Annotated in this window: 18 protein-coding genes; 7 read left to right on the top strand and 11 right to left on the bottom strand. The window is 71.4% G+C overall.

Annotation, left to right across the window (positions count from 1 at the left end; translation table 11 throughout):
- Positions 1–427: 427 nt before the first annotated feature.
- The 3 genes from RIN75_RS16635 (at position 428) to RIN75_RS16625 (ending at position 2,623) form a co-directional block, all read left to right on the top strand.
- On the top strand, positions 428–1,042 hold the full coding sequence (locus RIN75_RS16635) for a class I SAM-dependent methyltransferase (protein ID WP_309112837.1): 615 nt from the start codon (positions 428–430) through the stop codon (positions 1,040–1,042).
- A 77-nt stretch (positions 1,043–1,119) separates the two neighbouring features.
- A complete protein-coding gene (locus RIN75_RS16630) occupies positions 1,120–1,848 on the top strand; it encodes a hypothetical protein (protein WP_309112836.1) in 729 nt (242 codons plus the stop codon).
- 115 nt (positions 1,849–1,963) lie between these two features.
- Entirely contained in the window at positions 1,964–2,623 is a 660-nt protein-coding gene (locus RIN75_RS16625) for a YdcF family protein (RefSeq protein ID WP_309112835.1), read from the top strand.
- A 55-nt stretch (positions 2,624–2,678) separates the two neighbouring features.
- On the opposite strand, the gene RIN75_RS16620 is transcribed toward RIN75_RS16625, so the two are convergent.
- The 3 genes from RIN75_RS16620 to RIN75_RS16610 all read right to left on the bottom strand — a co-directional run bounded on the left by RIN75_RS16620 (position 2,679) and on the right by RIN75_RS16610 (position 4,798).
- Positions 2,679–3,323, bottom strand: a complete 645-nt coding sequence (locus tag RIN75_RS16620) for a DUF6782 family putative metallopeptidase (RefSeq protein WP_309112834.1) — start codon at positions 3,321–3,323, stop codon at positions 2,679–2,681.
- A 213-nt stretch (positions 3,324–3,536) separates the two neighbouring features.
- A complete protein-coding gene (locus RIN75_RS16615) occupies positions 3,537–4,331 on the bottom strand; it encodes a cellulose binding domain-containing protein (RefSeq protein WP_309112833.1) in 795 nt (264 codons plus the stop codon).
- A gap of 170 nt (positions 4,332–4,501) precedes the next feature.
- Positions 4,502–4,798: a hypothetical protein gene (locus RIN75_RS16610; protein ID WP_309112832.1), complete on the bottom strand. Its 297-nt coding sequence runs from the start codon at positions 4,796–4,798 to the stop codon at positions 4,502–4,504.
- On the opposite strand from RIN75_RS16610, the gene RIN75_RS16605 reads away from it, so the two are divergent.
- Positions 4,792–5,148, top strand: a complete 357-nt coding sequence (locus RIN75_RS16605) for a hypothetical protein (protein ID WP_309112831.1) — start codon at positions 4,792–4,794, stop codon at positions 5,146–5,148. The two genes, RIN75_RS16610 and RIN75_RS16605, sit on opposite strands and share 7 nt — an antisense overlap.
- Here the strand turns inward: RIN75_RS16605 and RIN75_RS16600 are convergent.
- The 7 genes from RIN75_RS16600 to RIN75_RS16570 form a co-directional block, all read right to left on the bottom strand.
- Complete coding sequence (locus RIN75_RS16600) at positions 5,097–6,587, bottom strand: alpha/beta fold hydrolase (protein WP_309112830.1); 1,491 nt, start codon at positions 6,585–6,587, stop codon at positions 5,097–5,099. The genes RIN75_RS16605 and RIN75_RS16600 overlap by 52 nt on opposite strands.
- Before the next feature lie 83 nt (positions 6,588–6,670).
- Entirely contained in the window at positions 6,671–7,372 is a 702-nt protein-coding gene (locus tag RIN75_RS16595; RefSeq protein ID WP_309112829.1) for a TIGR02206 family membrane protein, read from the bottom strand.
- Positions 7,373–7,479: 107 nt separating this feature from the next.
- Positions 7,480–9,066, bottom strand: a complete 1,587-nt coding sequence (locus RIN75_RS16590) for a PHP domain-containing protein (RefSeq protein ID WP_309112828.1) — start codon at positions 9,064–9,066, stop codon at positions 7,480–7,482.
- Positions 9,066–10,394, bottom strand: coding sequence for a jacalin-like lectin (locus RIN75_RS16585; protein ID WP_309112827.1), 1,329 nt, complete (start codon positions 10,392–10,394; stop codon positions 9,066–9,068). The genes RIN75_RS16590 and RIN75_RS16585 overlap by 1 nt, the downstream gene beginning before the upstream one ends.
- Positions 10,395–10,513: 119 nt before the next feature.
- Positions 10,514–11,164 carry an endonuclease gene (locus tag RIN75_RS16580; protein WP_309112826.1) on the bottom strand — a complete coding sequence of 217 codons (651 nt, stop codon included), beginning with the start codon at positions 11,162–11,164 and terminating at the stop codon, positions 10,514–10,516.
- 48 nt (positions 11,165–11,212) lie between these two features.
- Positions 11,213–11,656, bottom strand: a complete 444-nt coding sequence (locus tag RIN75_RS16575; protein ID WP_309112825.1) for a MarR family transcriptional regulator — start codon at positions 11,654–11,656, stop codon at positions 11,213–11,215.
- Positions 11,657–11,675: 19 nt separating this feature from the next.
- Complete coding sequence (locus tag RIN75_RS16570) at positions 11,676–12,587, bottom strand: LLM class flavin-dependent oxidoreductase (protein ID WP_309112824.1); 912 nt, start codon at positions 12,585–12,587, stop codon at positions 11,676–11,678.
- Between the two features lie 55 nt (positions 12,588–12,642).
- Here RIN75_RS16570 and RIN75_RS16565 point away from each other — a divergent pair, with 55 nt between their 5' ends.
- The 3 genes from RIN75_RS16565 to RIN75_RS16555 all read left to right on the top strand — a co-directional run bounded on the left by RIN75_RS16565 (position 12,643) and on the right by RIN75_RS16555 (position 23,474).
- Positions 12,643–13,242, top strand: a complete 600-nt coding sequence (locus RIN75_RS16565) for a hypothetical protein (RefSeq protein ID WP_309112823.1) — start codon at positions 12,643–12,645, stop codon at positions 13,240–13,242.
- Positions 13,243–13,637: 395 nt separating this feature from the next.
- Complete coding sequence (locus RIN75_RS16560) at positions 13,638–17,882, top strand: patatin-like protein (protein WP_309112822.1); 4,245 nt, start codon at positions 13,638–13,640, stop codon at positions 17,880–17,882.
- A gap of 171 nt (positions 17,883–18,053) precedes the next feature.
- Positions 18,054–23,474 carry a ThuA domain-containing protein gene (locus tag RIN75_RS16555; RefSeq protein WP_309112821.1) on the top strand — a complete coding sequence of 1,807 codons (5,421 nt, stop codon included), beginning with the start codon at positions 18,054–18,056 and terminating at the stop codon, positions 23,472–23,474.
- Here the strand turns inward: RIN75_RS16555 and RIN75_RS16550 are convergent.
- On the bottom strand, positions 23,471–24,025 hold the full coding sequence (locus tag RIN75_RS16550) for a nuclear transport factor 2 family protein (protein WP_309112820.1): 555 nt from the start codon (positions 24,023–24,025) through the stop codon (positions 23,471–23,473). The two genes, RIN75_RS16555 and RIN75_RS16550, sit on opposite strands and share 4 nt — an antisense overlap.
- Positions 24,026–24,033: the final 8 nt, after the last annotated feature.

The following is a 24,033-nucleotide window of genomic DNA, read 5'->3' as shown; positions in this document are numbered from 1 at the left end:
CGCGGTGAGGCCACGCCACGCCGCCCGGTCCTCCCCGGACTCGTCCACGCACCGCTCGACCACGACCTCCGTCCAGGCCGCCGGCGACTGCCCGCCACGCAGCCACGGTTCCCAGGACGGCCGGTAGCCGAGCCCGGAACCCAGTCGGGGAAGTGCCGTCACCCTGTCCTCCAAGCGCCTTTCACCCTTGGTACCCGCCGCCGCCCGCGACCCCGCAGGACAACCCGGACGTGTGACAAATGGGTGGCCCGGCCCGCGACCGGCAAGCCGTACGGCACCCGGCACCGGAATGGACGCCCATGACCGCCGCTCCCACCGGCGAGGCCACCTACACCGTCTCCACCGAGTTCTACGACCTCTTGCAGGACGACCGCGACCACCACCGCGCCTGCGAGCGCTTCGCCGCCGCCGTCACGCGCGGGTGGGTGTGGTCGACGTCGGTGCCGGCACCGGCATCGAGACCGAGGTCCTGGTCCGGGAGTCCTCGGTGCCCGTCCACGCGGTCGAACCGTGCCGCGCCATGCGGACGCCCCTGCTGGCCCGCATCGCCCGCCTACCCGCCTGCTCGCGCGCCCGCGTCACCGTCCACCCGTGCCCGGCCGAGGAGACCGGCCTGCGCCACGTCGCCGACCTGGCTGTCGCCTCGAACGTGATCCCCTGCGTGCCTCCTGCTGGCCGGCGCGCGATCTGGCACGCGATCGCCAACGCCCTGGCCCCCGGCGGCCTGCTCCTGTTCGACCCACCACCGGCCCACCCCGCACTCCCGGGCCGCTGGAGCCTGCCCCCGGTCCAGGTAGGACCGGACGTCTACCGCGCCGACGTGACCTCCACACCCCACAACGGCGCACAACGCCTGCGGTTCACCTACCGCGTCCACCGGGAGGGCCGGGTCGTCCGCGAGGAACACGAGGACTTCACCCCGTGGCCCACCCACCCCGCCGTCATCACCCGTGAACCGACGAGCGCTGGCCTGATCCCCGTCCCCACCCCGCACCCCGACCTGCGCGCTGCCGTCCTACCGGCCTGGAGGCCGGAGAAGTGACCATCCGGTCTCGATCCGGTGGCGGACGTGGTCGACGGTCGTCGACCGGTGTGAGTCTTGGAGTGGAGGGGGATCCGATGAAGGTTCTGGTCAGAGTGCTTCCGGCGCTGCTCATGCTGGTCGGGTGCGCGTCGCCGTCGGTGGACTACAAGGCCGTCGCCCACGGTGAGCAGGCGACGCGGGATCGGGAGACAGCGGCCCGGGTGGCCGGTGAGCGGATGGCGGCGTTGCGCGAAGCCATGCCGGGGACGCGGTGGTTGGAGTCGTCGGTCGACCACACCTGCGGCACGGAGTCCTCCGGCGGCTTGTTCGCACGGAAAACGGAGCACCTGTTGTGCTTCACCGTCTCCACCCAGTACATCGGCTTCGACACCGAACTCGCCGACGAGATCCGGGCGTTCGACGCCGCCGCCGCCGGCACGGGCTGGGGTGCGAGCACCCAGCCCGTCGACACGCCGATCTGGTACTACCGGGAGTTCCGGGGCCGACCGGAGGGTCCGCGGACCTACGACGCGAGCAACCTGCCCGAAGTCTCCTACACCGGCGTCGGCTCGAAGCTGTTCGCCTGCGGCACGTCCAACCCTGCGCTGACGTTGCGCCAGCGCTGGCTGGAGGCCGGGCAGCCGCTCACCGACCACGAACGGCGGACCACCACTGAGGTCCGCTCCCTCCACCCTCTCTTGTTCCAGCACAAGGACCCGCTCAACCACGAACAGGCGAAAACGGCGGCCCTCCGACAACACCGCTACCTCGCCATCGTCACCCTGACTGCGCAGTGCTGGTACGATCAGCCCGAAGGCCGCTGAATTGCGGTCCCGGTCATGGCCGTGCAGACCGCCGCCGTCCACGGCGACGTGCACTGTTCTCCTACCGCCGAGACCGCCCCACCGGCCGTTTCGGCGCCTACATCTGGCTGGACGCGTGACCGAACCACCTCTCACCGACCACGCCCGCGCCCTGGCCGAAATCCTGTGGAACTACCACCACATCACCGCGCCACCAACCACCGCCGACGCCCTCCTGGTCTTGGGCAGCCACGACCTGCGGGTAGCCGAGCACGCGGCCGACCTGTGGAAGTCGGGCCACGCTCCCTTGGTCGTCTTCTCCGGCGGCCGAGGCAAGGTCACCGAGTCCTGGGACCGGTCAGAGGCCCAGGTCTTCGCGGACCTGGCCGCCACCCGCGGCGTCCCCCGCTCCGCGATGCTCCTGGAGGAATCCGCGACCAACACCGGCGAAAACATCACCTTCAGCCGCGCACTTCTCACTCACGCCGGCATCAGCATCGACCGCGCCATCCTGGTAGCCAAGCCCTACATGGCCCGCCGCGCCCTGGCCACCGGCCTGGCCCAGTGGCCCGAGGTGGACTGGTCCGTCAGCACCCCGGCCGTGACGTTCGCCGAGTACACCGCCCAGGACGCCTCCGAACGCCGAACGATCGAACTGATCGTCGGCGACCTGCAACGCATCAAGGTCTACGCCGACCGGGGCTTCCAGGCCCCCATGCCCATCCCACCCCACGTCTGGACCGCCTACGAACACCTGGTGCGCCTGGGCTTCGACCGCTACGTGCTCGACACCTGATCGGCCGCCATCCGCGCCGGACGAGTACGCCTGCCACCCATGCCGGCCAATCTGGTCAGCGGCGGACGGCGTGGGATTTGCGCCAGACGCGGTGGTAGTACATCTCGTAGGACTCCAACGTGCTCGGCGCGATGCGTGGCCACGACCCGTCGGTTGGGCGGATCAGGTGTCGCACTACGCGCCGCGCGGCCGACCGTGCCGCCTCCTCCGCCGTAGCAGCGTCCGCACCGCCGGCCAACGCCTGCTTCTTCGCGTCCTGATATGCCAACCGGTAGAACTCCTCACCGGGCATCAGCGGCCCGGACTGGCCGATTCGGCTTTGGAAACCCAGCACCGTGCCCTCGATCTCCTCCTCCACCATGCGGTCGACGTACTGCTGTTCGTCGGGCGACGCGTCGGCGTCCGGCGAAGCACCGGACTTCTTGCGTTCCACGTGGTACATCTCGTGGACGAAGTAGCCGGCCAGCCTAGCCGCGTCCATGTTGAGGTTGAGGGTGCAGCGCGAGTCGCCGTCGTACGACGCCGCGCCACCGTCCACCCAGGACAGGGTGATGCCGTGCTCGTTCTGGACCTCAAGAGCGTGCCGACCCTCGGGCGTACTCCCGAGAATCGACATGAAACGCGCCCGCTTCACCTGGAACCGGTACGTGTCCCCGAGCAGCCCCCGCTGCACCACCGTCGTGAACGCCCGATTCCCCATCCGGCTCCACAACGGCACATCCGCCCCGGCACGCCCCGGCGACCGCCTCGGATCACCCCGCTGCCCACCCCGCACATCCCGCCGCATGACCCCTCCCCCGACGCGGACACACGTCCACACACTGAACGGTAGGCACGCCGACTCCGCCCAGCGCTCCCCCAAGGCCACCCGGAAGGGCAACGCCCACTGCCCTTCCGGGCGACCGCGGGCTGATCAGTCCGGAACTGTGGTGGTCGGCGGTGTGGTGAGGAGGTACGGCTCGGGGACGCAGCGCAGCGACGGGACGATGGACGCGTGCGTGCTGGTGGCCACGAAGCCGACGCTCACCGACTCGCCGGGCAGAAGCTGACGCCGCCAACTCGGCGCGGGGAACGCCGCACCCCGACCGTACTGCCCCCAGTCACCGGTCCCCGCCGAAGTCACCTTCTCGTCCCCGGAAAACAGAGCGGTCAACGTCCAGTCGGTCAAAGGCGTCGGGCCGGAGTTGGTGATGGTCGCGTTGATGAAGAAGCCGCCATTCCAGAAGGTGGCGCTGCTCAACGCGACCCGGCAGGCCTGGTTCACGTTGGGCGGCAACGGCATTGTGCTGGAGTACACGCGGATCACCCCGCCGGCGACACCCGGGCCGGTGACCGTGAACTCCCCCGGCCCGAAGTCCCGCAGCGAGATCATCCGCACGGACCGCGGAACGTTCCAGTCGGTCGGCGTGAAGGTCAACGTGCGCCGCGAGCTGACGAACACCGGGCTCGGCACGTCCCGCGCGATCGTCACCGTCGTCGAGGTCGGCGGCGGAGCGGACAGCGACACCTTCACCACGGCGCTGCCGGACCCCGGCATGACCGCCTGGCCCGCACCACCGTGGTCGACCACCACTTCGGGCACGTCGGCTCGGGCCTGCCCCGGGGCCAACCCCGTCAAGGTCGCCGCCAACGCCACCACGACCGCCGACACACCGAACCCCGCGCGCCGCCCCGACAACAGGCGGCGATGAGCCGTCTGACGGACCACTGGCCCTCCCTTTGGCCGTGTGCGACCGAATGGCGGTGGGTCCGGCGCATCACGTCGATTTGCCTGACGGCACAAAGCATGGAGCGCCCCCGCGACCGGTGTCAATCACCCGCGCAACCGGCTTCGCGGGTCGGGCGGGCGGGGTGTCCACAACGACACCCCGCCCGGGGTCACCGATCAGCGGAACTCACGACCTCATCCGCCGCTACGCCACCGAGGTCGCCGACACCGTCCCCGCGCCCGAGCGGGAGACCGCCCTGCGCCGCGTGGTCGACCACTACCCGCACACCGCGGACTCGGCGACGCAGTTGATGGAGCCCTGCCGCGAGCCGCTCCACCTCGACCCGCCGGCGCCGGGCTGCCGCCCCGGCCACGTCCCCAACATCACGACGGCCCTCGCGCGGCTCGACGGTGAACACCACTGCCTGCTCGCCGCCCAGCGCACCGCCGTCGGCCACCAGTGGCACCGGCCGCCACCCACACCCCTACGGCGAGGCGCACACTCCGACACCTGGCCGGCATCGACCACGACACCGGCCACCTCGGCGCGGCCGTCCACCGCTTCCGGCGGGCCGCGACCCCGTTCCGCGACCGCGGCCACACCGTCGCCGCGGCCGACAGCCTCGACCGGCTCGGGCGCTCCCACGCCGCCGCCGGGCAGCGCGACCAGGCCCAGGCGGTCTGGCGGGAGGCGCTGCAGCTGTACCGGTCACAACAGCGCGACACCGACGCCGATCGCGTACGACGGCAACTCGACGCGCTCGCTCACCGCACGACCGGCACCCGCACCGCCACGTCCTTCAACACCATCGCGTAAGGCGTTCGGCTGCCGTGCAACAGGAACATGTCCGACACCGGGCTCACGGTGAGGAACAGCGACTGGCCGGCCGGAACCGTGGCGGCCACCGCGGGCAGTTCGATGTTCCGGCGGGCACCGAAGGCCAGGCCCTTCTCGCGGTGCGGCAGGACGTTGTTCTGGATGACCTTCGCGTCCAACGGCGAAGTGCCCACGCTCAACGCGAAGAACGCGCGGCTGTCCAGCCCCAGCGTGGTGATCGACGCGTCGAGCGACGGCGACCCGGCGACGGTCAGCGGGCCGTCGGCGATCTTGACCACCTGCGGGGTGACGGTCGAGGTCACCAGGTCCGGGAGCGGGTAGGAGGTGTTCGCGGCGACCGAGTCGACGCTGACGCAACCGCCCTCGGCGGTCATCAGGTGGTAGCGGCCGTGGCCGGTCAGGGTGCGGGGCGCGCCTTGCAGGTTCTCGGCGAAGAACCGCAGTTCGAGGGTGTCGTAGTCCGCGCCGCCGAGCCGGTGGGAACAGGTGTCGCCGGCGACGGCGTAACCCGGCGGGACGGCGTTGGGCAGGGCGTGGCCGCCGTTGTAGCCGACGAGCAGGCTCTTGGCGCGGGCTCGTGGGGTCAGGGCGCGGTCGAAGTTGTCGATGGCCTGGTCCAGGGGGAAGAGGTTGTCGCTGAGGCCTTGGCGCATCAGGACCGGGATGTCCAGCCGCCGGCCGGCCGCGACGTGGAACGCCGGGCCGTTGTCGCGGAAGAACTCGTCCATGGCCGCGGGCCAGTCGCCGGTGACCAGGCCTTCCGCGTAGCCGGCGTGGACGGTCGTGGTGTGCGCGTCGAGGCCGGCGGCGTACAGGGCGCTGACCCAGGTGGTGCGGACGACCTCGCGTGGAGCGAGGCTGTCGTTGAGCGAGTGCCACGTGATCTGCGGGGCGAGCGCGTCGAACCGGGTGCGGCCGGTCTTCATGATCTCGGTGAACGCGCCGACGAACTGGTAGCCGCCGCCGTAGGAGCCGCCGATCGCGCCCAACACCGGGTCGTCTGCTGAGGTTTTGCGCACCCAGTCCAGGGAGGCGACGTGATCCACGACCCGGATGACGTCCTCCCCTTCGAACGCCGGGTCCTCCACGTGCGCCTTGCCGCCGCTCTCGCCGAAGCCCCGCTGGTCGATGCTCACCACGCCGAACCCCGCGTCGAGGTACCGCTGGAACGACCCCGGTGCCGAGGTCCGGGAGCCGCCCCAGCCGTGGCTGTGCAGCAGCACCGGCACCCGGCGGTCCTTGGAGGCGCCGGCGGGTTTGAACACGGTCAGGCAGATGTTCACCGGGCCGGGCGCCGACGGGTCGGTCTCGGGGACGCTCGCGATGCAGACGTTCTGGGGCGGTTCAGCGGCTTGGGCAGGGACGACGGCTGCGAGCGAGGCGGCCACCACCGCGGCAAGGGCGGTCAGGATGCGCATCGGCACCTCCACTTCGTCGGGCGTTCACGGCGGTGTGAACCCCGTTGTGGAGGTAACGACGGCGGTGCGCGATGGTTGTCCGTTCAGGTTCGTCGGGCGGTCCACGGGAGCGTCATCAGCGCCCACACGCCGAGTATCAGCGCGGTCTCGGGCAGCAGGTACCACGGCCAGTCGCCGAGCAGGTCCAGCACCGAGCCGGTCTCGGGGGCGCGGTTGAGGTAGCCGTAGTTCGAGCCCAGGGCGAGGTTGAGCAGGAAGACCGCTGCGGCCCACCCGACCGTCACCACGACGGCGATCCGGTAACCGCGCCAGTCCGGCCGTACCCCGGCACCCCAGGTCAGGAACACCGCCGCCCACACCGTGAACAGGTGGGTCCCCCAGAACAGCAGGAACCGCCAGTCGGGGAAGTCGGGGCCGCGCAGGACCGGCGTGATCAGGGCTTGGACGCTCAGCGTCAGCCCCCAGTAGTAGGTCAGCGCGCACGCCCACGGCCGATGCGTCCACAGGGCGAACGCGGCGATGGGGCCTGCGAGGTCGGAGAGCTGCAACGGCAACGAATGCGTGATGTTCCACCGCGGCGGCGCCATGAGATACGCCTGCACCGCAATGTGCGCCCCCAACACGGCCACCGCAAAACCCCGCTCGAACCGCCTGGCCGCCGCCGACCCGCGATACGCCCGCCCAAACCCGACCAGCACCACCGCGCCCGCCACGAACAGCCCCAGAACGACCCAATGGGATGGGCCGTAAGGGGTGAACTCACCGGCGATCGGCGTCTGCGCCACAGTCCGGGTATACCCGAGGCCGGTCGCACCGCAACCCGAGAGCCGATCGGGGCAGCGGCACGCGCGGGACCGTCGTGCCCCGGCGCAACCGCTGCCCCGCGGTCACCTCAGTCGGTCTTGGCGAAGATCGGGTTCGAGTAGAACCACAGGTCTTCCCACGGGTCTGCCTGGCCGACGACGTCCATCGCGGGACCGGCCGGGTCGACTGCCGCGCCGTGGTAACCGGGTGCGCTGCGCTTCCCGTCAGTGCCGCGAACCCGGACGTAGAACGGCCCGTCCGCGGTGATCCGGTGCACCAACTCCACCGTGCCGCCGCGCCCGCGCCCATCGACCTCCCACGACCGCACGACCTTCGTGTCCGGCGCGTGCGAAGTCGACCGGTCGGCAACGGGACCGGTGATGCGGCCGACGATCAGGTCGACCCGGGCGAGCTTCGGCACGAGACCGGCGAAGTTCGGGCGGTCGGCGAGGTCGATCTTGATCACCACCTCCACGACCTGGCCACGGCGCACCCGGGCCGTACCGCCCATCGACGCGCCGTGGGGCCCGCGCAACCGCACGTCCAGGCCGGCCACGAGATCACCCAGGCACACCCACATCCGGCCGGCCCGCATCGCCTGCATCACCTCGCGGTACCCGCGCCGGGTCACGCCCACCCAGGTCTTGTTGTACGCCCCGGGCGGGAACGAGCTGTACTCGGTGATCGGGCGGCCGGCGTTGACGGGGTCGGGGAAGCGGCCGGTGTTGGCGAACGTGTGGCCCTCGCTGTCGTAGGGCACGTTGTCGTAGCCCTGCTGGTCCAGCTTGTCGACGGGGTTCTTCACCCAGTCCCCGCAGCCCTGGTGGCCATCCGAAGTGGTCGTGATCCACCACGGCTTGCCCTCGGACAGCAGGCTGTCCCACAGGCCGCCGACCGTGGCTGTGGTCCAGTCGAAACCGCCCCACGTGCGGTAGGACTCGGCGGGGTAGCCGGGGAAGGAGTACCGGCCGGGGGCGGAGTCGTACAGGCCCCGGCCGCGGGCCATGCCGGGTGCGGGCAGGCCGGCTGCCTGGTGGCCGGGCGCGCCCTCCATGCCGATCACGATGCCGGGCGCGGTGTCCCGCCAGTTCCGGGTCTCCTGCGGGGAGTTGATGCCCAGCCGCGACGGGTGGTTGGGCAGCACCAGGGCGTCGTCGATCCGCCGGTCGGCTACCGATCGCCGCAAGAACTCCAACGCCTGCAACGCGATCGCCTCGTTGGCGGGCGTGCCGTCGCGGGTGCCGTTCACCCGTGCGTCGAACCGGGTGACGAACTCCTGCAACAGCCCGGCCTCGTCACGACCGGGCGCGAGCATCAACGTGGTGTGCTCGCCCGCCGGGATGTTCCACTCCAAACCGGTGAACACCATGACGTCGTCGGGGTTGCGGCGCGCCGCGACGATGTCGGACAGCAGCGGCGGGATGCTGTACGTGGCGAACGGGACGTTGCCGTGGTCGGTGATGGTCAGCCAGCTCAGGCCGTGCCGGGCCGCCCGCTCCACTTGCGTGGCCACCGGGTACATCGCGTCGTTGCTGTACTGGCTGTGGATGTGGTGGTCACCGGCCAGCCACAGGTAGCCGTCGCGGCGCTCGGCACGGGCCGGGGTGCCGGCGAGAACGGCTCCGGCGGCGACACCGGTGCCGATCAGGAAGCTGCGTCGGTCGGTCCCCGCCATCACGGCACCCTCGTGTAGATCACGCCGAGGGAGTCGATCTCGTCGCCGGAACGGCCGTGGAAACCGGCGATCTGCCAGCCCGCGGGCGCGGTGTGGGTGACCGAGTTCGCGGTCTCGGTGCCGCCGGACAGGGTGCGGCCGGTGTTGGTGGTGAAGCCGACGCGGAAGATCCTGGTGTGGCCGTCGCGTTGCGCCGAGTGGAGGGTGACCGATTTCAGGTGCTCGCCAACACCCAGCGCCAGGTGACCAGCGGTGCCGCCGGTGCCGCCGTGGGTGAAGGACGTGCCGTTGGCGTAGGTGAGGCCGACCTGGTCGACCCGCGATCCGGTGCGGATGCCGACGCCGGTGACGCGCTGCGCCAAGGGAACGGCGGCGACATCGGTGAACGGCGTGCCGTGCGGTCCTCCGAACGTGTCGCTGAGCGACAGCGCGGGGTTGAGGGTCCACTGGAAGTCGGCCGCGATCGGGTAGTGGTCGGACAGCATCTTGTCGTCGGCGGTCCGGAACGCGGCGTTCTCGTTGGCGTACCGGGTCAGGTTCAGCGTGATGTACCGGTTGCCGCGGTAGAGGATCTTGTCCACGACCTCGCACGCGTCGGTGACGTTCTGGTCGTCGCACCCGATCGTGGGGCTGCCGGCGGCGGGCGGGACGCCGCCGCGTTCCTCCTGCACCCAGGCGTCGGTCAGGCCGTTGGCGGTGAGCAGTTCGCGGATGTTGTCGCCGGTGCGGGTGTAGCGGGTGTTGGTGTCGCCGGCGACGACCACCGCGTTGCCCGCCGAGTTGGCGGTGATGAACCTCGACAGCTCGGTGATGTTGGCGCGCCGGGCGGCCAGGTCGGCGTCGGTGACGCCCGCGTTGGCGTGGACGTTGTAGAAGTCGATCAGCACGCCCTCGGCCAGCCGGATGCGCGACCAGGTGAAACCCTTGGGGGTCAGGCAGTCCGTGCCGTTGCACCGGTCCCACTTGTCACGGGTGAAGTCCGAGTACGGGTGGTTGGACAGGGTGTTGAGGCCGTCGCCGAACGGGACGCCGCCGCTGGTGGGCGTGCGGTGCGGGTGGGTGTTGTTGGCGTACAGGGAGGCGTGGTAGTTGAAGTCCTCCTGCACGTGGACGATGTCGTACGGCCGGATCCGCTGACCGATGATCGGCGTGTTCTTCTCGGGGTCGCCGCTGGACAGGCCCTCCGGCAGCCCGGCGATGTTGTAGCTGAGGACCGAGAACGTCCCGCTGGGCGGCGGCACGGCGGCAGCGGGGGTCGTGGTCGACGGCAGCACGGCCGCGACCAGCAGGCCAACGGCGGCACACCTGGCCAAGGGGGCCATTCTCATCGCACGCTCCTGAATCGTTCGAGCCCGACGACGAGAGGGTAGGGCTACATGAAAGATGTTCATATGCCCGTAGAGTGACAACTACATGTACAGAAAGCAACGCCCTCGCGGTGGCGAGTTCAGCCACCACCGCCGGCCTTGACCCGGTCGGCGACCGCGTCGTCGAGGGTGACGCGGACCAGCGCCGCGGACAGCCGGGCGAGATCGGCTTGGTCCACCAGGCCGGCCAGGCGCTCCGGCGTGCCGGGGAGCCCGAGCGACCGGGCGCCCTTGAGCGCGCGGCGGTCGAGGTACGGGCGCAGTTCGGGCCACACCCGTTGCGCTTCCCGGCAGAAGATGTCGGCGCCGACCGGCCCCAGTCGCGGCGTCTTCTGGAGCAGTTCGCGGATTTCGGAGACCTTGCCGTCCGCTTCCTCACGTAGCCGCCGCAGGTCGCCGCGGTACTCGTCGAGCAACAACTGAGCGCCTTCACCGAGCGCTGTCGCCGTGCTCTCGTCGTACCTGACGTAGTGCGCCCGGCCCAGCGCGTCGACGCGTTGTTGCCAGGTCGTGTCGAGCGTTCGGCGCGCGGTGGTGCAGCCCGCCTTGGCCAGCTCGCGTGCCGCGGCCACCGCGATGTCCGCGCGGATCCGCGTGGAGAGCAGCACGCTGAGCACCAGCAGGCGGTACAGCGGCGACGGCGAGTTGGTCAGCCGGATGCCGGCCTCGTCCGCGTACGTGCGCCCCGCCTCGTCGAGCAACCGTTGCACGGTCTTCTTGTCGGAGGTCATGCGGTGTGGGTACCCGGGCTGTTCGGCGGTCACCGACAAGAGGGCCGGTCAGGCGGACCCGATCAGCGCGGCGAGGTCGCGCTTGAAGCCCGCGTAACCGGTTCCGCCGAGGCGGCGGGCGTAGCGGCGTTCGATCGCCGCCATGACGGCGTCGGCGGCGCGCATCTGCGCCAGCCCTCGCTCGGTCGGGTGAATGAGCTTGGCCCGGCGGTCCGCGGGGTCGGGGCGGCGCTGGACGTAGCCCAGGGCTTCGAGTTCGTCCACGACCGTGCCGATGACCTGCTTGTGCCGGCCGGACAGTTCGGCGATTTCCGTGGCCCGGATGCCTGCGGGGTCCAGGTACGCCAGCACGACCCCGTGGCGCGGGTGCAGGTCGTCGAAACCCTGTTCGGCCAGGCGCGCGTACAGCTGCTCCTGCACCGAGAACAGCAGCCGAGCCGCCAGTACGCCGATGTCGGCGTGCTGCCTGTTCCTGGCGGACCGGCTGCTCATCAGCACACCGTACGCGCGGTCACAGACCGTGCCCAGCCAGCAGCGCGCGGGCCGCCGGCACCACGTCCCGGGCGAACCGCGTGACCTGTTCGACGCTCTGCCGCTCGGGCCAGAAGACGAACGAGGTGAACGGCTGCTCGGTGGCCAGCCGTTCGATCAGCGCCGCCCACTGCCCCGCGTCACCCCGCACCGGGGCCGCGCCCTCGGTCGCGGCGACGTCGGCGTCCGCGCCCGGACGGTCGGTGATGGTGCCGACGATCTGCGCGATCCGCCGCAGCGACCGGGGATCACGCCCGGCCACGCGGGCCGCGTCGTCGATGATCGCGTTGGAGGCACTCCACTTCTCGTACGGCAGGTAGGACGGGATCGGCGCGGCCCAGCCGTCGGCGATGCGCCCGGTGACCGCCAACGCCTTCGACCCCTGCGCCCCGGTCCAGATGCCGATGTCGTGCGCCGGTCGCGGCCCGGACGGGGCGCCGTCGACCCGGTAGTGCGTCCCGGCGAACTTCACCGGGGCGCCGTCGCCGCGCCAGAACCCGCGCAGGACGGTGACGGCCTCCTCGAACGCGTTCAAGCCTTCGGCGGCGGACAGGCGGGGCACACCCATCCGGGAGATCGCGTTCCAGTACCCGCCCGCACCGAGCGCGAGTTCGAACCGCCCCGCCGAGACGAGGTCGAGCGCCGCGGCGGTCTTGGCCAGCATCGCCGGTGTTCGCAGCGGGAGGTTCGCCACGTCGGGGAACACGGTCACGCGTTCGCTGCGCGCCAGCAGGGTGGCGGCCAGCACGAAGGTGTCCAGGTAGTCCGCGACGTAGGGGTGGTCCTGGATGCCGATCAGGTCCAGACCCCCGGCCTCCGCGACGGCGAGCAGGTCGAGGTGGCCGGCGAGGTCGAGGGTGGGGGCGAGGGAGAAGCCGAAGGAGATAGTCACGATCTATGACTATCATAGTTGGTGACTAACTTGGACCACTTCCGAGGAGATGACGATGAACGACTACGCCGCGACGTTCGAGCAGACCTGGGCCGACCCGGCCAACACCCGCTACGAGCTGCCGCCCGTCGACGTCAACCGGACCCTGGCCGAGCGCTACGAGCTGAGCGAGCCGCTGGTGTTCACGCAGGACATGTTGTGGGACATGGAGGTGCGCAAGGCCCGCCGCCCGGATCTGTTCATCCCGACCGTCGTCGCGGCGGGCAGCGCCGACTCGTGGGGCGAGGGCGACACCTTCGTCCGGCGCTCGATGCAACGATCCTGGACCGCGCCGGAGGAGTACACGCTGGTGCTGGAACGCACCCACGTCGACCACGCCACCCGGATGGTCACGTTCCTCGGCACGCCCGAACACCCCGGCCCGGACGGCGAGTTGCTGCGCGCGGGCGACCTCCAGCCGATCTTCCACGTCCAGCACGGCGCCGGCGGCACCCAGGACCAGCCGCTGAACCTGTGGCGCATCGTCCACCTCACCGACGCCGTGGACACCGGGCTGCTGCGCGTGTTCGACCGGATGGCCGAGAACCCGTGGCTGCCGGAGTTCGTCGAGATCTACGTCCGGGACGTGCTGGGCGTCGGGCTGACCCGGCGGTGACCAGGCGTTCGACACGATGCGGCGGAAGCCCGCGTCCCACTGGTCGAGGCCCTGGCGCAGCCGGCGGATACGGCCCAGCGAGTACCCCGTGCCGATGTCGTCGTACAGCTCTGTGCCGCCCATACGTCCCCCCGATCGGCTATGACGGTTGTGGAGGCGGCCCGGAGCGGCGCAGGGGTGTCGACGCGTGCGGACTCGGCCACGGCGCCTCCTCCCCTGCGGGGACCGGCACATCGTCACCCGTCACCCGGTCGGGTGGAAGAGGTGCGGCCCAGGTCTGCCCTTGCGGACATCCCGCCTGGTGGAGGCGTAACCCGCTGCACCCCTCGGACGACTTCATGTACACCCGCCGGGGTGGAACCGCCCGACGGGTCAGCACGACCGGGGAGGCCGTCATGCCCGTCGAGCCCGAGGAGATCCGGTTCGCCGTCGTCCTGAACGGTGGGGTGAGCCTGGCCGTCTGGATGGGCGGCGCGGTGCTGGAGCTGGACCGGCTGACGCGGGGCACGTCCGTCTACGGGAAGCTCCTCGACATGGTCGGCTGCAAAGCACGCGCCGACGTCATCTCAGGGACCTCCGCCGGCGGCATCAACGGGGCCGCGCTCGCGCTCTCCCAGGTCAACGCCAACGCACGGCTGGACGAGCTGCGCGGCCTGTGGTCGGAGCAGGGGCGCATGGAACAACTGCTGCGCACGCCGTTCGCGGGCCAGCCGGTGTCGCTGCTGCGCGGTGACGAGTTCTTCCTGCCCCGGCTGCGGGAAGCGCTCGAACGGCTGGTCGCCGACCACGAGCCGACCCGGCCGGAGGACCGCCCGATCGACCTGCGGATCACCACGACCGTGCTCGACGGCGTCCCCCAGCCCACCTTCGACGACCTCGGCCAGCCGCTGACCCAGTACGAGCACCGCTGCACGTTCACCTTCCGCCGCGACCACCCCCTCAGCGGCCGCAAAGGCGAGGAACTCCAGCCCCGCGACGACTTCCGGCCCGAAGACCTCAGGGCCAGGGTCGCGCAACTCGCGCTCGCCGCCCGGTCCTCGGCATCGTTCCCGTTCGCGTTCGAGCCCTCCTACGTCCCGGTCAACGGGACCGCCGGACCGGACCGGCCGGACATGCGCGCGTTCGCCTCCTGGGCCGACCGGGCGGGCACCGACCGGTCGCGGTTCGCGGTGGACGGCGGGCTGCTGGCCAACACGCCCACCACCGAGGCCCTGGAGGCGATCGACCGGATGCCCGCCGGCGGCCCCGTGCGGCGGGTCATGCTGCTGGTGTTCCCGCACGCCGAACTGCCCGGCGACGAGCCCGCGGCGGCGGACCCGGACTTCGTGCCCTCCACGCTGGGCACCGGCGGGCGGCTGCTGGCGGCGCTGCGCAACCAGGGCACCAAGACCTACGTGGACAAGATCGAGGAGCACAACCGGGTCGCCGCGTCGCGCCGGGGCAGCCGGGACGAGGTGCTGGACCGGCTGGCCGACGAGCACGGCCGCGACCCGACCGGACCGACCGTGCCCGAACGGCTGTACTCGCTGGTGGACGCCCTGCACCCGCACTACCAGGACCTGCGGATCCGGCGGGCGGCGCGGGACATCGTGACCCGGCAGCTCGACGTCGTCGGCTCCAACACCGAGCGCTGGCCGTTCGAACGGGTCCGGCAGGCCGCGGAGAGCGCCCAGCGGGACCGGCTCACCGGCCGGGAGGGCCTGCCCTACGTGCCCGCGCAACCGCCGCCCCACGTGGCCGACGACCTGCTGGGGCGGCACGGGTGGCGGTGGGGGTTCACGATCGTCGACGGGATCGCCGCCGCGGTGATGGAGCTGACCGAACGCCTGCTGTGGGTCGTCCCGACCGACCAGCCCGGCCCCCTCGCCCGCGCCACCGAACGGATCGGCGCGGCCCGGTTGGAGCTGCACTGGGTGCGCGACCGGGTCCGCGCCCTGCGCACCGAACGCGACCGGCCGTGGGTCGAGGCACCCGCGGCACGGCTGGACTTCCAGTACTGGCGCGACCGCCTGGAGGCCTTCGCCGACGACATGATCGGCGACGACGAGACGATCGTGGGCAACAAGGTGCGCGCGGAGGTCGACACGATCGGGCGGGTGGCCGCCGACGCCTGCAGCATCCTGTTCGCGCTCGACGACGACCAGCGCAAGGCCGGCGGGCTCACCCCGTGGTACCTCCTCCTGCTGGAGCCGAAACCGGCGGCGGAGAGCGCGTTGGCCCAGTCGCCCCTCGACCTTCCCGGGCTCACCGTCGACCAGGCGACCGAAGCCGCGCAGAAGATGAGCGACTCCCAGGCGGGCTTCGCCAAGCGGCAGGCGGCCTGGCTGTCCCGCCTGCTCGCGCTGGAGGTGGCCACGGCGTGCCTGGCCGACGAGTCCCCCACCGGCCTCGACCGCTCGGTGGAGCTCATCCAGCTCAGCCTGCACACCGACAACGACTTCGCCGAGTACAGCCGCACCTCCGACGACAAGGCGGGCGGGATGGCGCTGGGCCGGTTCGGCGGGTTCCTCAAGCGCTCCTGGCGGGTCAACGACTGGATCTGGGGCCGGCTGGACGCGGCCACCATGCTGTGCCGGGTGCTGTGCGACCAGCGCCGCCTGCGCCGGGTCGCCGACCTGGACCGGCAGACCGTCGGTTCGGACGTGGCGAACCGGGAGCAGGTGGTGGAAGAGCGCGCTCGGACCGCGGTCGACGGGCTCGTCGTCGAGTTGTTCGGCGGGGTGCCCGAGGGCGAGAAGAAGATCGAGCAGGCGATCGAGGGCGCGGTGCGCGAGCTGGAGCGGGTCTACGACGGGACGGTCGAGCCGGTCGACCTGGAACCGGTGTCCCGGAACCTCGCCACGCTCGCCGCGTGGGGCCTCCAGGCCCGGATCGCCGTCGAGGAACTGCCCCACCTGAAGGTGGCCGTCGAGGCGGACCTCGACGACGGCTCGGACACCCGGTCCAACGGCGCGCGGTTCGTCCGCGAGCACAGGACCCTGCTCGACGAGCTGGCCAAGCTGGACCCCGAGCTGCCGGCGACCGCGCGGGACAAGGGGGTGGCGGCGCTGCGGGCGTTCGACCGGGCCGCGGTCGGCCGGGAGCCGCTGGGCCAGGAGATCTCCAGCGACCAGGCCATCCGGACGGCGGCGACGGCCGCGGCGGTGGCGGTGACCGTGGTCGACAGCGACAACTCGGGGCTGGGCGGGGTCAAGGCGGTGCGGCCGATCACGCGCGGGCTGCGGGGTGCGGCGCTGCTGCCGTACTGGGCGGTGGTCGGGCTGACCCGCGGCGGTCCGATCGCGCGGTTCCTGGCGATGCTCGCGCTCGGCGGCGGCGGACTGGCCCTGGTGCTCGCGCTGCTCGGCGTGCTGCGCGACGGTCCCGGCAGCGTGGCCGCGGCGGTCGGCGGCGCGACGCTGCTCGCCGCGTTCGGGTACGCGGCCCTGCGCTCCGGGAGCCTCCTGCACGGCCTGGTGCTGCTCACGCCCGTGCTGCCGCTGGCCGCGCACGCGTTGCAGGTGTCGCTGCACGGCGGGCCGGGCGGGCCGACGCTGCCCGCCGCGTCGTCGTTCCTGCTGATCACGTTGACCGTGGGCGGTCTGCTCGTCATCGGCAGCCTCCGGGCGCCGTTGCGCACCCCTCTCGGCGTCCTGGCCAACCCGCGTCGTCGCCCGGGCCGGCCGGCCGTGACCCGGCGTCCGGCGGGTGCCGTGGCCGCCATGGCGGTGGCCGTGGTCGGGTACTTCGCGATCGCCGCCGTGGTCCGGCGCGTGCCGGTGACCCTGTGGATCGTCGGCGGGTGCGTGCTCGTCGCCGTGGTGTTCGGGGTGGTCATGGCGTGGGTGCACGGTCGGCGGCTGCAACGGCGGCTCGCCGGCCCCGACGGGACCTGGGTGTTGGAGAGCGCTTTCCACCCCGCGGCGGTCACGGCCGGGTGGGCGTTGGTGTACGGCGCTCTGTACGGAGCGGCGATCCTGGTGCTGATCGCGCTGGAACCGGGCACCGATCCCGCGGACGGCGGGGTGGTCGGCCGCTGGGTCGGCGCGGACTGGTGGGCGTTGACCGCACTGGTCACCGCCGCCGTCGCCGCGCTCGTGCTGGTCCTGGTGACGCCGTGGTTCGTGCCGGGCCGGGCGCGCAGGCGCTTGCGGCAGGACCTGGTCGACGAGGCGACCGTGTCCCTCTACCCGAGCCCGACGCGGGTGACCTCGACCCTGCTCGTCCTGCTGGAAGGCCGCGGCCTGCTCTACCGCTACCTGGTGGACGAGTCCGAGGGCGGGCTGGCGCTGGCCCGGCGCGGCACACGGATCGCGACCCTCATCCGCGCCGGTCTCTGGCCGCCCGATCCGGCGACCGACGGCGCGGAAAACCCGGAGAGCGCGGCGCGGAAGTACGCGGAGGCGTTGCGGTCGGCGGACGCGACAGCGTTGTGGCGCTTGTCCTTCCGGCGCTCGGAGCGCGCGGCGGAGGCCTTGTTGAAGCGCTTGGACGAAGACCTCCGCGACCTCGAAGTCGACACCGTCGCCCCGGCCGGCCGCGGTTCCGCGCTGGCGAAGCTGACGAACACCGACACAGAGGCGGACATCCGCCTGCGCCGCCGTGGTTCCCGGTGGTACGTGGACGTCGAGCGGTGCGGAGCGCGCAGTGTCCGGTCGTGACGCGGTGCGGTAAAGCCGCCGAACGCGGTATTCCCGCTTTCCAGCAGGTCGTGGCAGTGGCGACTTGTGGACATCCCCAGCCCTTGACCCCGTGAAAAAGGCCTCATTAATTTGTTTAGTCAACTGACTAATCGGGGGCGACTCCAGCGCGCCCGTCGAGTGGAGGCCTCAATGGGGAGTTCGTCCAAGCGCGGCTGGAGACGGTGGTCGGTCGCCGCGGTCGTGGTGGCGGTGCTGGCCGCGTTGGCCCCGCCGGCCCAGGCGCACCCGGGACACGGCGACGAGACCTTCAAGGCCCTGGTCTTCAGCAAGACCGCGGGCTTCCGCCACCCGTCGATCGAGACCGGCGTCGTCGCGATCGAACAGCTCGGCGAAGACCACGGCTTCACCGTGGACCACACCGAGGACGCCGCCGCGTTCACCGACGCCAACCTCGCCCAGTACGAGGTCGTGGTCTTCCTCTCCACCACCGGTGACGTCCTCGACGCCGACCAGCAGGCCGCGTTCGAGCGCTACATCAAGGCGGGCGGCGGGTACGCGGGCGTGCACGCCGCCGCCGACACCGAGTACGACTGGGCCTGGTACGGCGACCTGGTGGGCGCCTACTTCAAGAGCCACCCCGCGCAGCAGGACGCGACCGTGAAGGTCACCGACCCGGCGCACCCCGCCACGTCCCACCTGCCGCAGTCGTGGCGGCGCTTCGACGAGTGGTACGACTTCCGCTCCGACCCCTCCCCCGACGTGCACGTGCTCGCCGAGATGGACGAGACGTCCTACAGCGGCGGCACGATGGGCTCCAGCCACCCGATCGCCTGGTGCCAGGACTACGACGGCGGGCGCTCCTGGTACACCGGCCTGGGCCACACCAACGAGTCCTACACCGAACCGGCCTTCCTCACCCACCTGCTCAAGGGCCTCCAGACCGCCGCCGGTGTCGTCGACGCCGACTGCACCGCCACCCGCACCAACGCCTTCGAGAAGGTCACCCTCGACGACACCACCGCCAACCCGATGGAACTCGCGATCGCCGACGACGGCCGCGTGTTCTACATCGACCGCAACGGCGCGATCCGCATCGTCCGGCGTGACGGCGCGGTGGTCACCGCCGGCACGGTGAACGTCTACACCGGACAGGAGTTCGGCCTACTCGGCATCGCGCTGGACCCGAACTTCGCCACCAACAACCACCTCTACCTGTACTACTCCCCCGCCGGAGCCGAATCCGTCGACCGGGTCTCCCGGTTCACGCTGCAGGGCGACACGATCGTGGCCGGCAGCGAGAAGGTCGTGCTGACCATCACCACCCAGCGCCAGCAGTGCTGCCACGCCGGCGGCGCGCTGGAGTTCGACAACGACGGCAACCTCTACATCACCACCGGCGACAACACCAACCCGTTCAACTCCGACGGCTACACCCCGATCGACGAGACCGCCGGCCGCGCGCCGTGGGACGCCCAGCGCTCCTCGGCCAACAGCAACAACCTCAACGGCAAGATCCTGCGCATCACCCCGCAGGCCGACGGCACGTACACCATCCCGGCGGGCAACATGTTCCCGCCCGGCACGGACAAGACCCGGCCCGAGATCTACGCCATGGGCTTCCGCAACCCGTTCCGCATCGGCCTGGACCCGCTGACCAACAAGCTCCAGGTCGCCGACTACGGCCCGGACGCCGGCAGCAGCAACCCGCAGCGCGGTCCGGACGGCCGCGTCGAGTGGAACATCGTGGACCGGCCAGGGTTCTACGGCTGGCCGTACTGCGTGGGCGACAACACCCCGTACGTCGACTACGACTTCGCCACGGGCGTGTCCGGCGCGCCGTTCGACTGCGCGAAGCCCGTGAACAACTCGCCGAACAACACCGGCATCACCGAACTGCCCGCCGCGATCGGCACGAAGATCTGGCAGGGCAAGACCAGCACGGGCAACCCGGAGATCGGCGGCAGCGGCGCGCCGATGGCGGGCGGCACCTACCGGTACGACCCGCAGCTCGACTCGCCCCGCAAGTGGCCCGCCTACTGGGACGGCAAGGCGATCTGGGGCGACTGGAACGACGGCCGGCTGTTCTCGTTGCAGCTCAACGCCGAGGGCACCAGCGTCGCGGACATCAGCCGGATGCTGCCGGGGATGGCGTTCAACCGGGTGCACGCCATGCAGTTCGGCCCGGACGGCGCGCTGTACGTGATCGAGTGGGGCTCCGGGTTCGGCGGCAACAACGCCGACAGCGGCGTCTACCGCATCGACTACGTCCGCGGCGACCGCGCCCCGATCGCGGCGGCCAAGGCCGACAAGACCTCCGGGCACGCGCCGCTGACCGTCCGGTTCGACTCGGCCGGCTCCCGCGACCCGGACGGCGACCCGTTGACGTTCGCGTGGGACTTCGACGGCGACGGCACCACGGACAGCACCGACACCGCGCCCAGCCACACCTACACCGTCAACGGCGACTACACCGCGCGGCTCACCGTCACCGACGGGGGCGGCCGGTCCGCGGTGGCCAACGTGCGGATCGTCGTCGGCAACACCCCGCCGGTGGTCACCCTGACCGCGCCGACCGACGGCGGCTTCATCGACTTCGGCGACCAGGTCTCCTACAAGGTCACCGTCACCGACGCCGAGGACGGCACGATCGACTGCCAGCAGGTCATCGTGCAGCCCGCCCTGGGCCACGACGAGCACTCCCACGGCTACGAGCAGTACCGCGGCTGCGAGGGCCTGGCGCTGATGTCGGGCGACGAGGGCCACGTGGGCGCGAACATCTTCGGCGTCCTCACCGCGAAGTACACCGACAAGGGCGGCAACGGCGCGTCCCCGCTGACCGGCGAGTCGATCCTGGTGCTCCAGCCCAAGCACAAGGAGGCCGAGTACTACACGGCGACCGGCCGCACCGCGGACGGCATCGGCGAGGACTCGCCGGGCGTGCAGCGCGAGACGACGTCCGACACCGGCGGCGGCCAGAACATCGGGTTCATCACCGACGGCGACTGGTTCTCGCTGCGCCCGGCCACGCTCCAGGGCATCGACCAGGTCCGGTTCCGGGTCGCGGGTGCGTCCGGCGGCGGTCGGCTGGAGGTCCGCGCGGGCGCGCCGGACGGCCCGCTCGCGGGCACGGCGACCTTCGCCGGCACCGGCGGCTGGCAGACCTGGACCACGGTGACCGCGGACATCGCCGACGACGTCCCGTCCGGCTCGGAACTGTTCTTCGTCATCCGCCGGCCGGAGGGCACCTCGACGACCGGCTACCTGGCCAACCTGAACTGGGTCGAGTTCGCCGGCCGGGGCGTCACGCACAACCAGCGCCCCGTCGTCACCGCCTCCGCCTCGCCCAACACCGGCACCGCACCGCTGAAGGTCGACTTCACCGCGTCGGCCACCGATCCGGACGGCGACACCCCGATCAGCTACACGTGGGTGTTCGGCGACGGCGGCACCGCCACGGGCGCGTCGGTCAGCCACACCTACACCGCGCCGGGCACGTTCACCGCCAAGGTCACCGCGACCGACTCCCGTGGCGCGAGCGGCTCGACCACCGTCGCGGTCACCGTCCGCTCCCCCGACGTGACCTGCTTCGCCGGCCGCTCGGACGACTTCCTGGGCACCGCGCTCGACCGCAACCGGTGGACCACGGTGGTGCGGGAGAACCAGGAACTGTCGGTGCGTGACGGCAAGCTGGTGATCCCGTCCGCGTCCTCGGACATCTACGCGGGCACCAACAACACGCCCAACATCGTGTTGCAGGACCTGCCGTCCGGGCCGTTCCAGGCCACCGCCAAGGTGCACTTCCCGGCGCGGCGCGCCTACCAGCAGGCCGGTCTGGTGATCTACGGCGACGACGACAACTACGCCAAGATGGTCATCGAGGGCCGGTCGGACACCGACGACGCGGCGAACCGGATCTTCCAGTTCATCCGCGAGGAAGCCGGGCAGCCCAACGAGGTCGGCGAGTCCAACACCGCGCCGCTGGGCGCCGCGTACCCCGACACCGTGTGGGTGCGGTTCACCAGCGACGGGCAGAACCTGACCGCGTCCTACAGCGCGGACGGGCAGTCGTTCACCGCGATGCCGCAGACCAAGGCGTTGGCGGGCATGGTGAACCCGAAGGTCGGCCTGCTGTCGCTGGTCGGCGGCGGCGGTGACCGGCCGGTGATCGACGCCGAGTTCGACTGGTTCACCCTGGTCCCCGACGACACCGCGGCCGTGGACCCGAACGACGACTTCACCGGCACGTCCCTGGACGGCTGCCGCTGGAACGCCGTCGTCCGGCCCGACCCGACCCGCTACGCCGTCACCGATGGCGGCCTGCGCATCGACACCAGCAACGGCGACATCTACGGCGGCGCCACCGACGCCCCGGGCAACTTCATCCTCCAGCGCGCGCCCGAGGGCGACTGGGTGATCGAGACGGAGGTGGACGCGTCGGCGTTCGACGAGCGCTACCAGCAGGCGGGCCTGATCGCCTACCGGGACGACGCGAACTACGTGAAGCTGGACCAGCTCGCCGTCAACGAGGCGGGCACGCCGGTCCAGCGCGCCGTCGAACTGCGGACCGAGAGCGGTGACGTGGTCGGCCAACCGCAGCCCAGCGCCAGTGTGACCGGGGGCGTGTGGCACCTGCGGCTGGCCAAGTCCGGCTCCACCTACACCGGCTCGTACAGCGCGGACGGGCAGACGTGGACCTCGCTCGAACCGGTGGTCAACGAGAGCCTGGCCGGGGCGCGGATCGGCGTGTTCGCCCTGGGCGGCGCGCAGACCGCGTCGAAACCCGCCAAGTTCAACCACTTCCGCATCGTCACCGACCGGACCGCTCCCGTCCTGTCGGTCGTCACCGACCCGGCGTCGCCGGGTGCGGGAGGCTGGTGGACCGCTCCGGTGACCGTCACCGCGTCCGCGACCGACAACCAGCCCGGCGCGGTCCGCGTCGAGTACAAGGTGGGCGCCGGCGACTGGGTCGCGTACACCACGCCGCTGTCGTTCGCCGACGACGGTGAGCGGGTGGTCACGTTCCGCGCGACCGACGCGGCGGGCAACGTCTCCGCGGAGCAGTCGACCACCGTCAAGGTCGACCGCACCGCGCCGCGGCTCACCGTGAAGACGGACAACGCACCCGGCCCCGAGGGCTGGTGGACGCAAGCGGCGCTGGTGTCCGCGACGGCCACCGACGACACGTCCGGCGGCACGGTGCTGGAACACCGCGTCGACGGCGGCCCGTGGCGGCCCTACACCGGTCCGGTGTCCGTCACCGACGGAACCCACCGGGTCGCGGTGCGGGCCACCGACGCCGCCGGCAACACCTCCGCCGAACAGTCCGTCGAGGTGAAGGTCGACACCGCTCCCCCGGTCACCAAGGCCGAACGCGGCTCCTCGGCCTCCCGGGTCAAGCTCACCGCCTCCGACGCCACGTCGGGCGTGGCCCGCACCGAGTACCGCATCTCGGGCGGCAAGTGGCAGGTCCACCGGGGCGGTGAGATCAAGGTCCGACCCGACGGCAAGCAGTACGTGGAGTACCGGTCGATCGACGCGGCCGGCAACGTCGAGGCCATCGGCCGGTACACGCCCCGGAAGGGTCACGACGACTGCTGGGAGGCCGTCTAACGCGCTGTCGCCCGCCGGCGCCGGCCGCCGGCGGGCAAGCCGATGATCGTCCGGTCCCCGTGCTCCCACAACGGGTGCATGGTGACCGAGTTGATCCGCCAACCCCCGCCCACGCGCGTGAGCCGGTAGTCATAGCGACCGCCGAGCACCCACAGCCGACCGCCGACCAACGGGCCACTCCGGTGAGTGGCCTGGAAGTCGGCGGTCGCGCCGGCTTCGCGCCCGGTCACCCGCACAGCCTGATTGGCCAACATGTGCTGGGTGGCGGACAGATGACCCAGGTTGCGCCGCCAGTCCCCGACGAGCGTGGCGGCAGGGACGGTCGCCGGCTCACCACCCACCAGCCCGGTGTAGTCAACGTGGACCTCGGTCGTGAAGACCTGCACCAACCTGTCCCACTGCTTGAGGTCGAAGCGGACCGCCATTTCCCTGGTAGCGCCCAGCGGATCGCTGATCACCTCCTCGGCCGCAGCTTCCGCAGCGGTGACTCCGACAACGGCAATCGCGGCCCCACTGCCCAAGATCGACCTTCGGGTCAGGTGACTCGGCATCTGTTCTG

It is taken from the genome of Saccharothrix sp. (genome assembly GCF_031180885.1).
Classification (GTDB): Bacteria; Actinomycetota; Actinomycetes; order Mycobacteriales; family Pseudonocardiaceae; genus Actinosynnema.
This window is presented reverse-complemented; position numbering and strand designations above follow the sequence as displayed.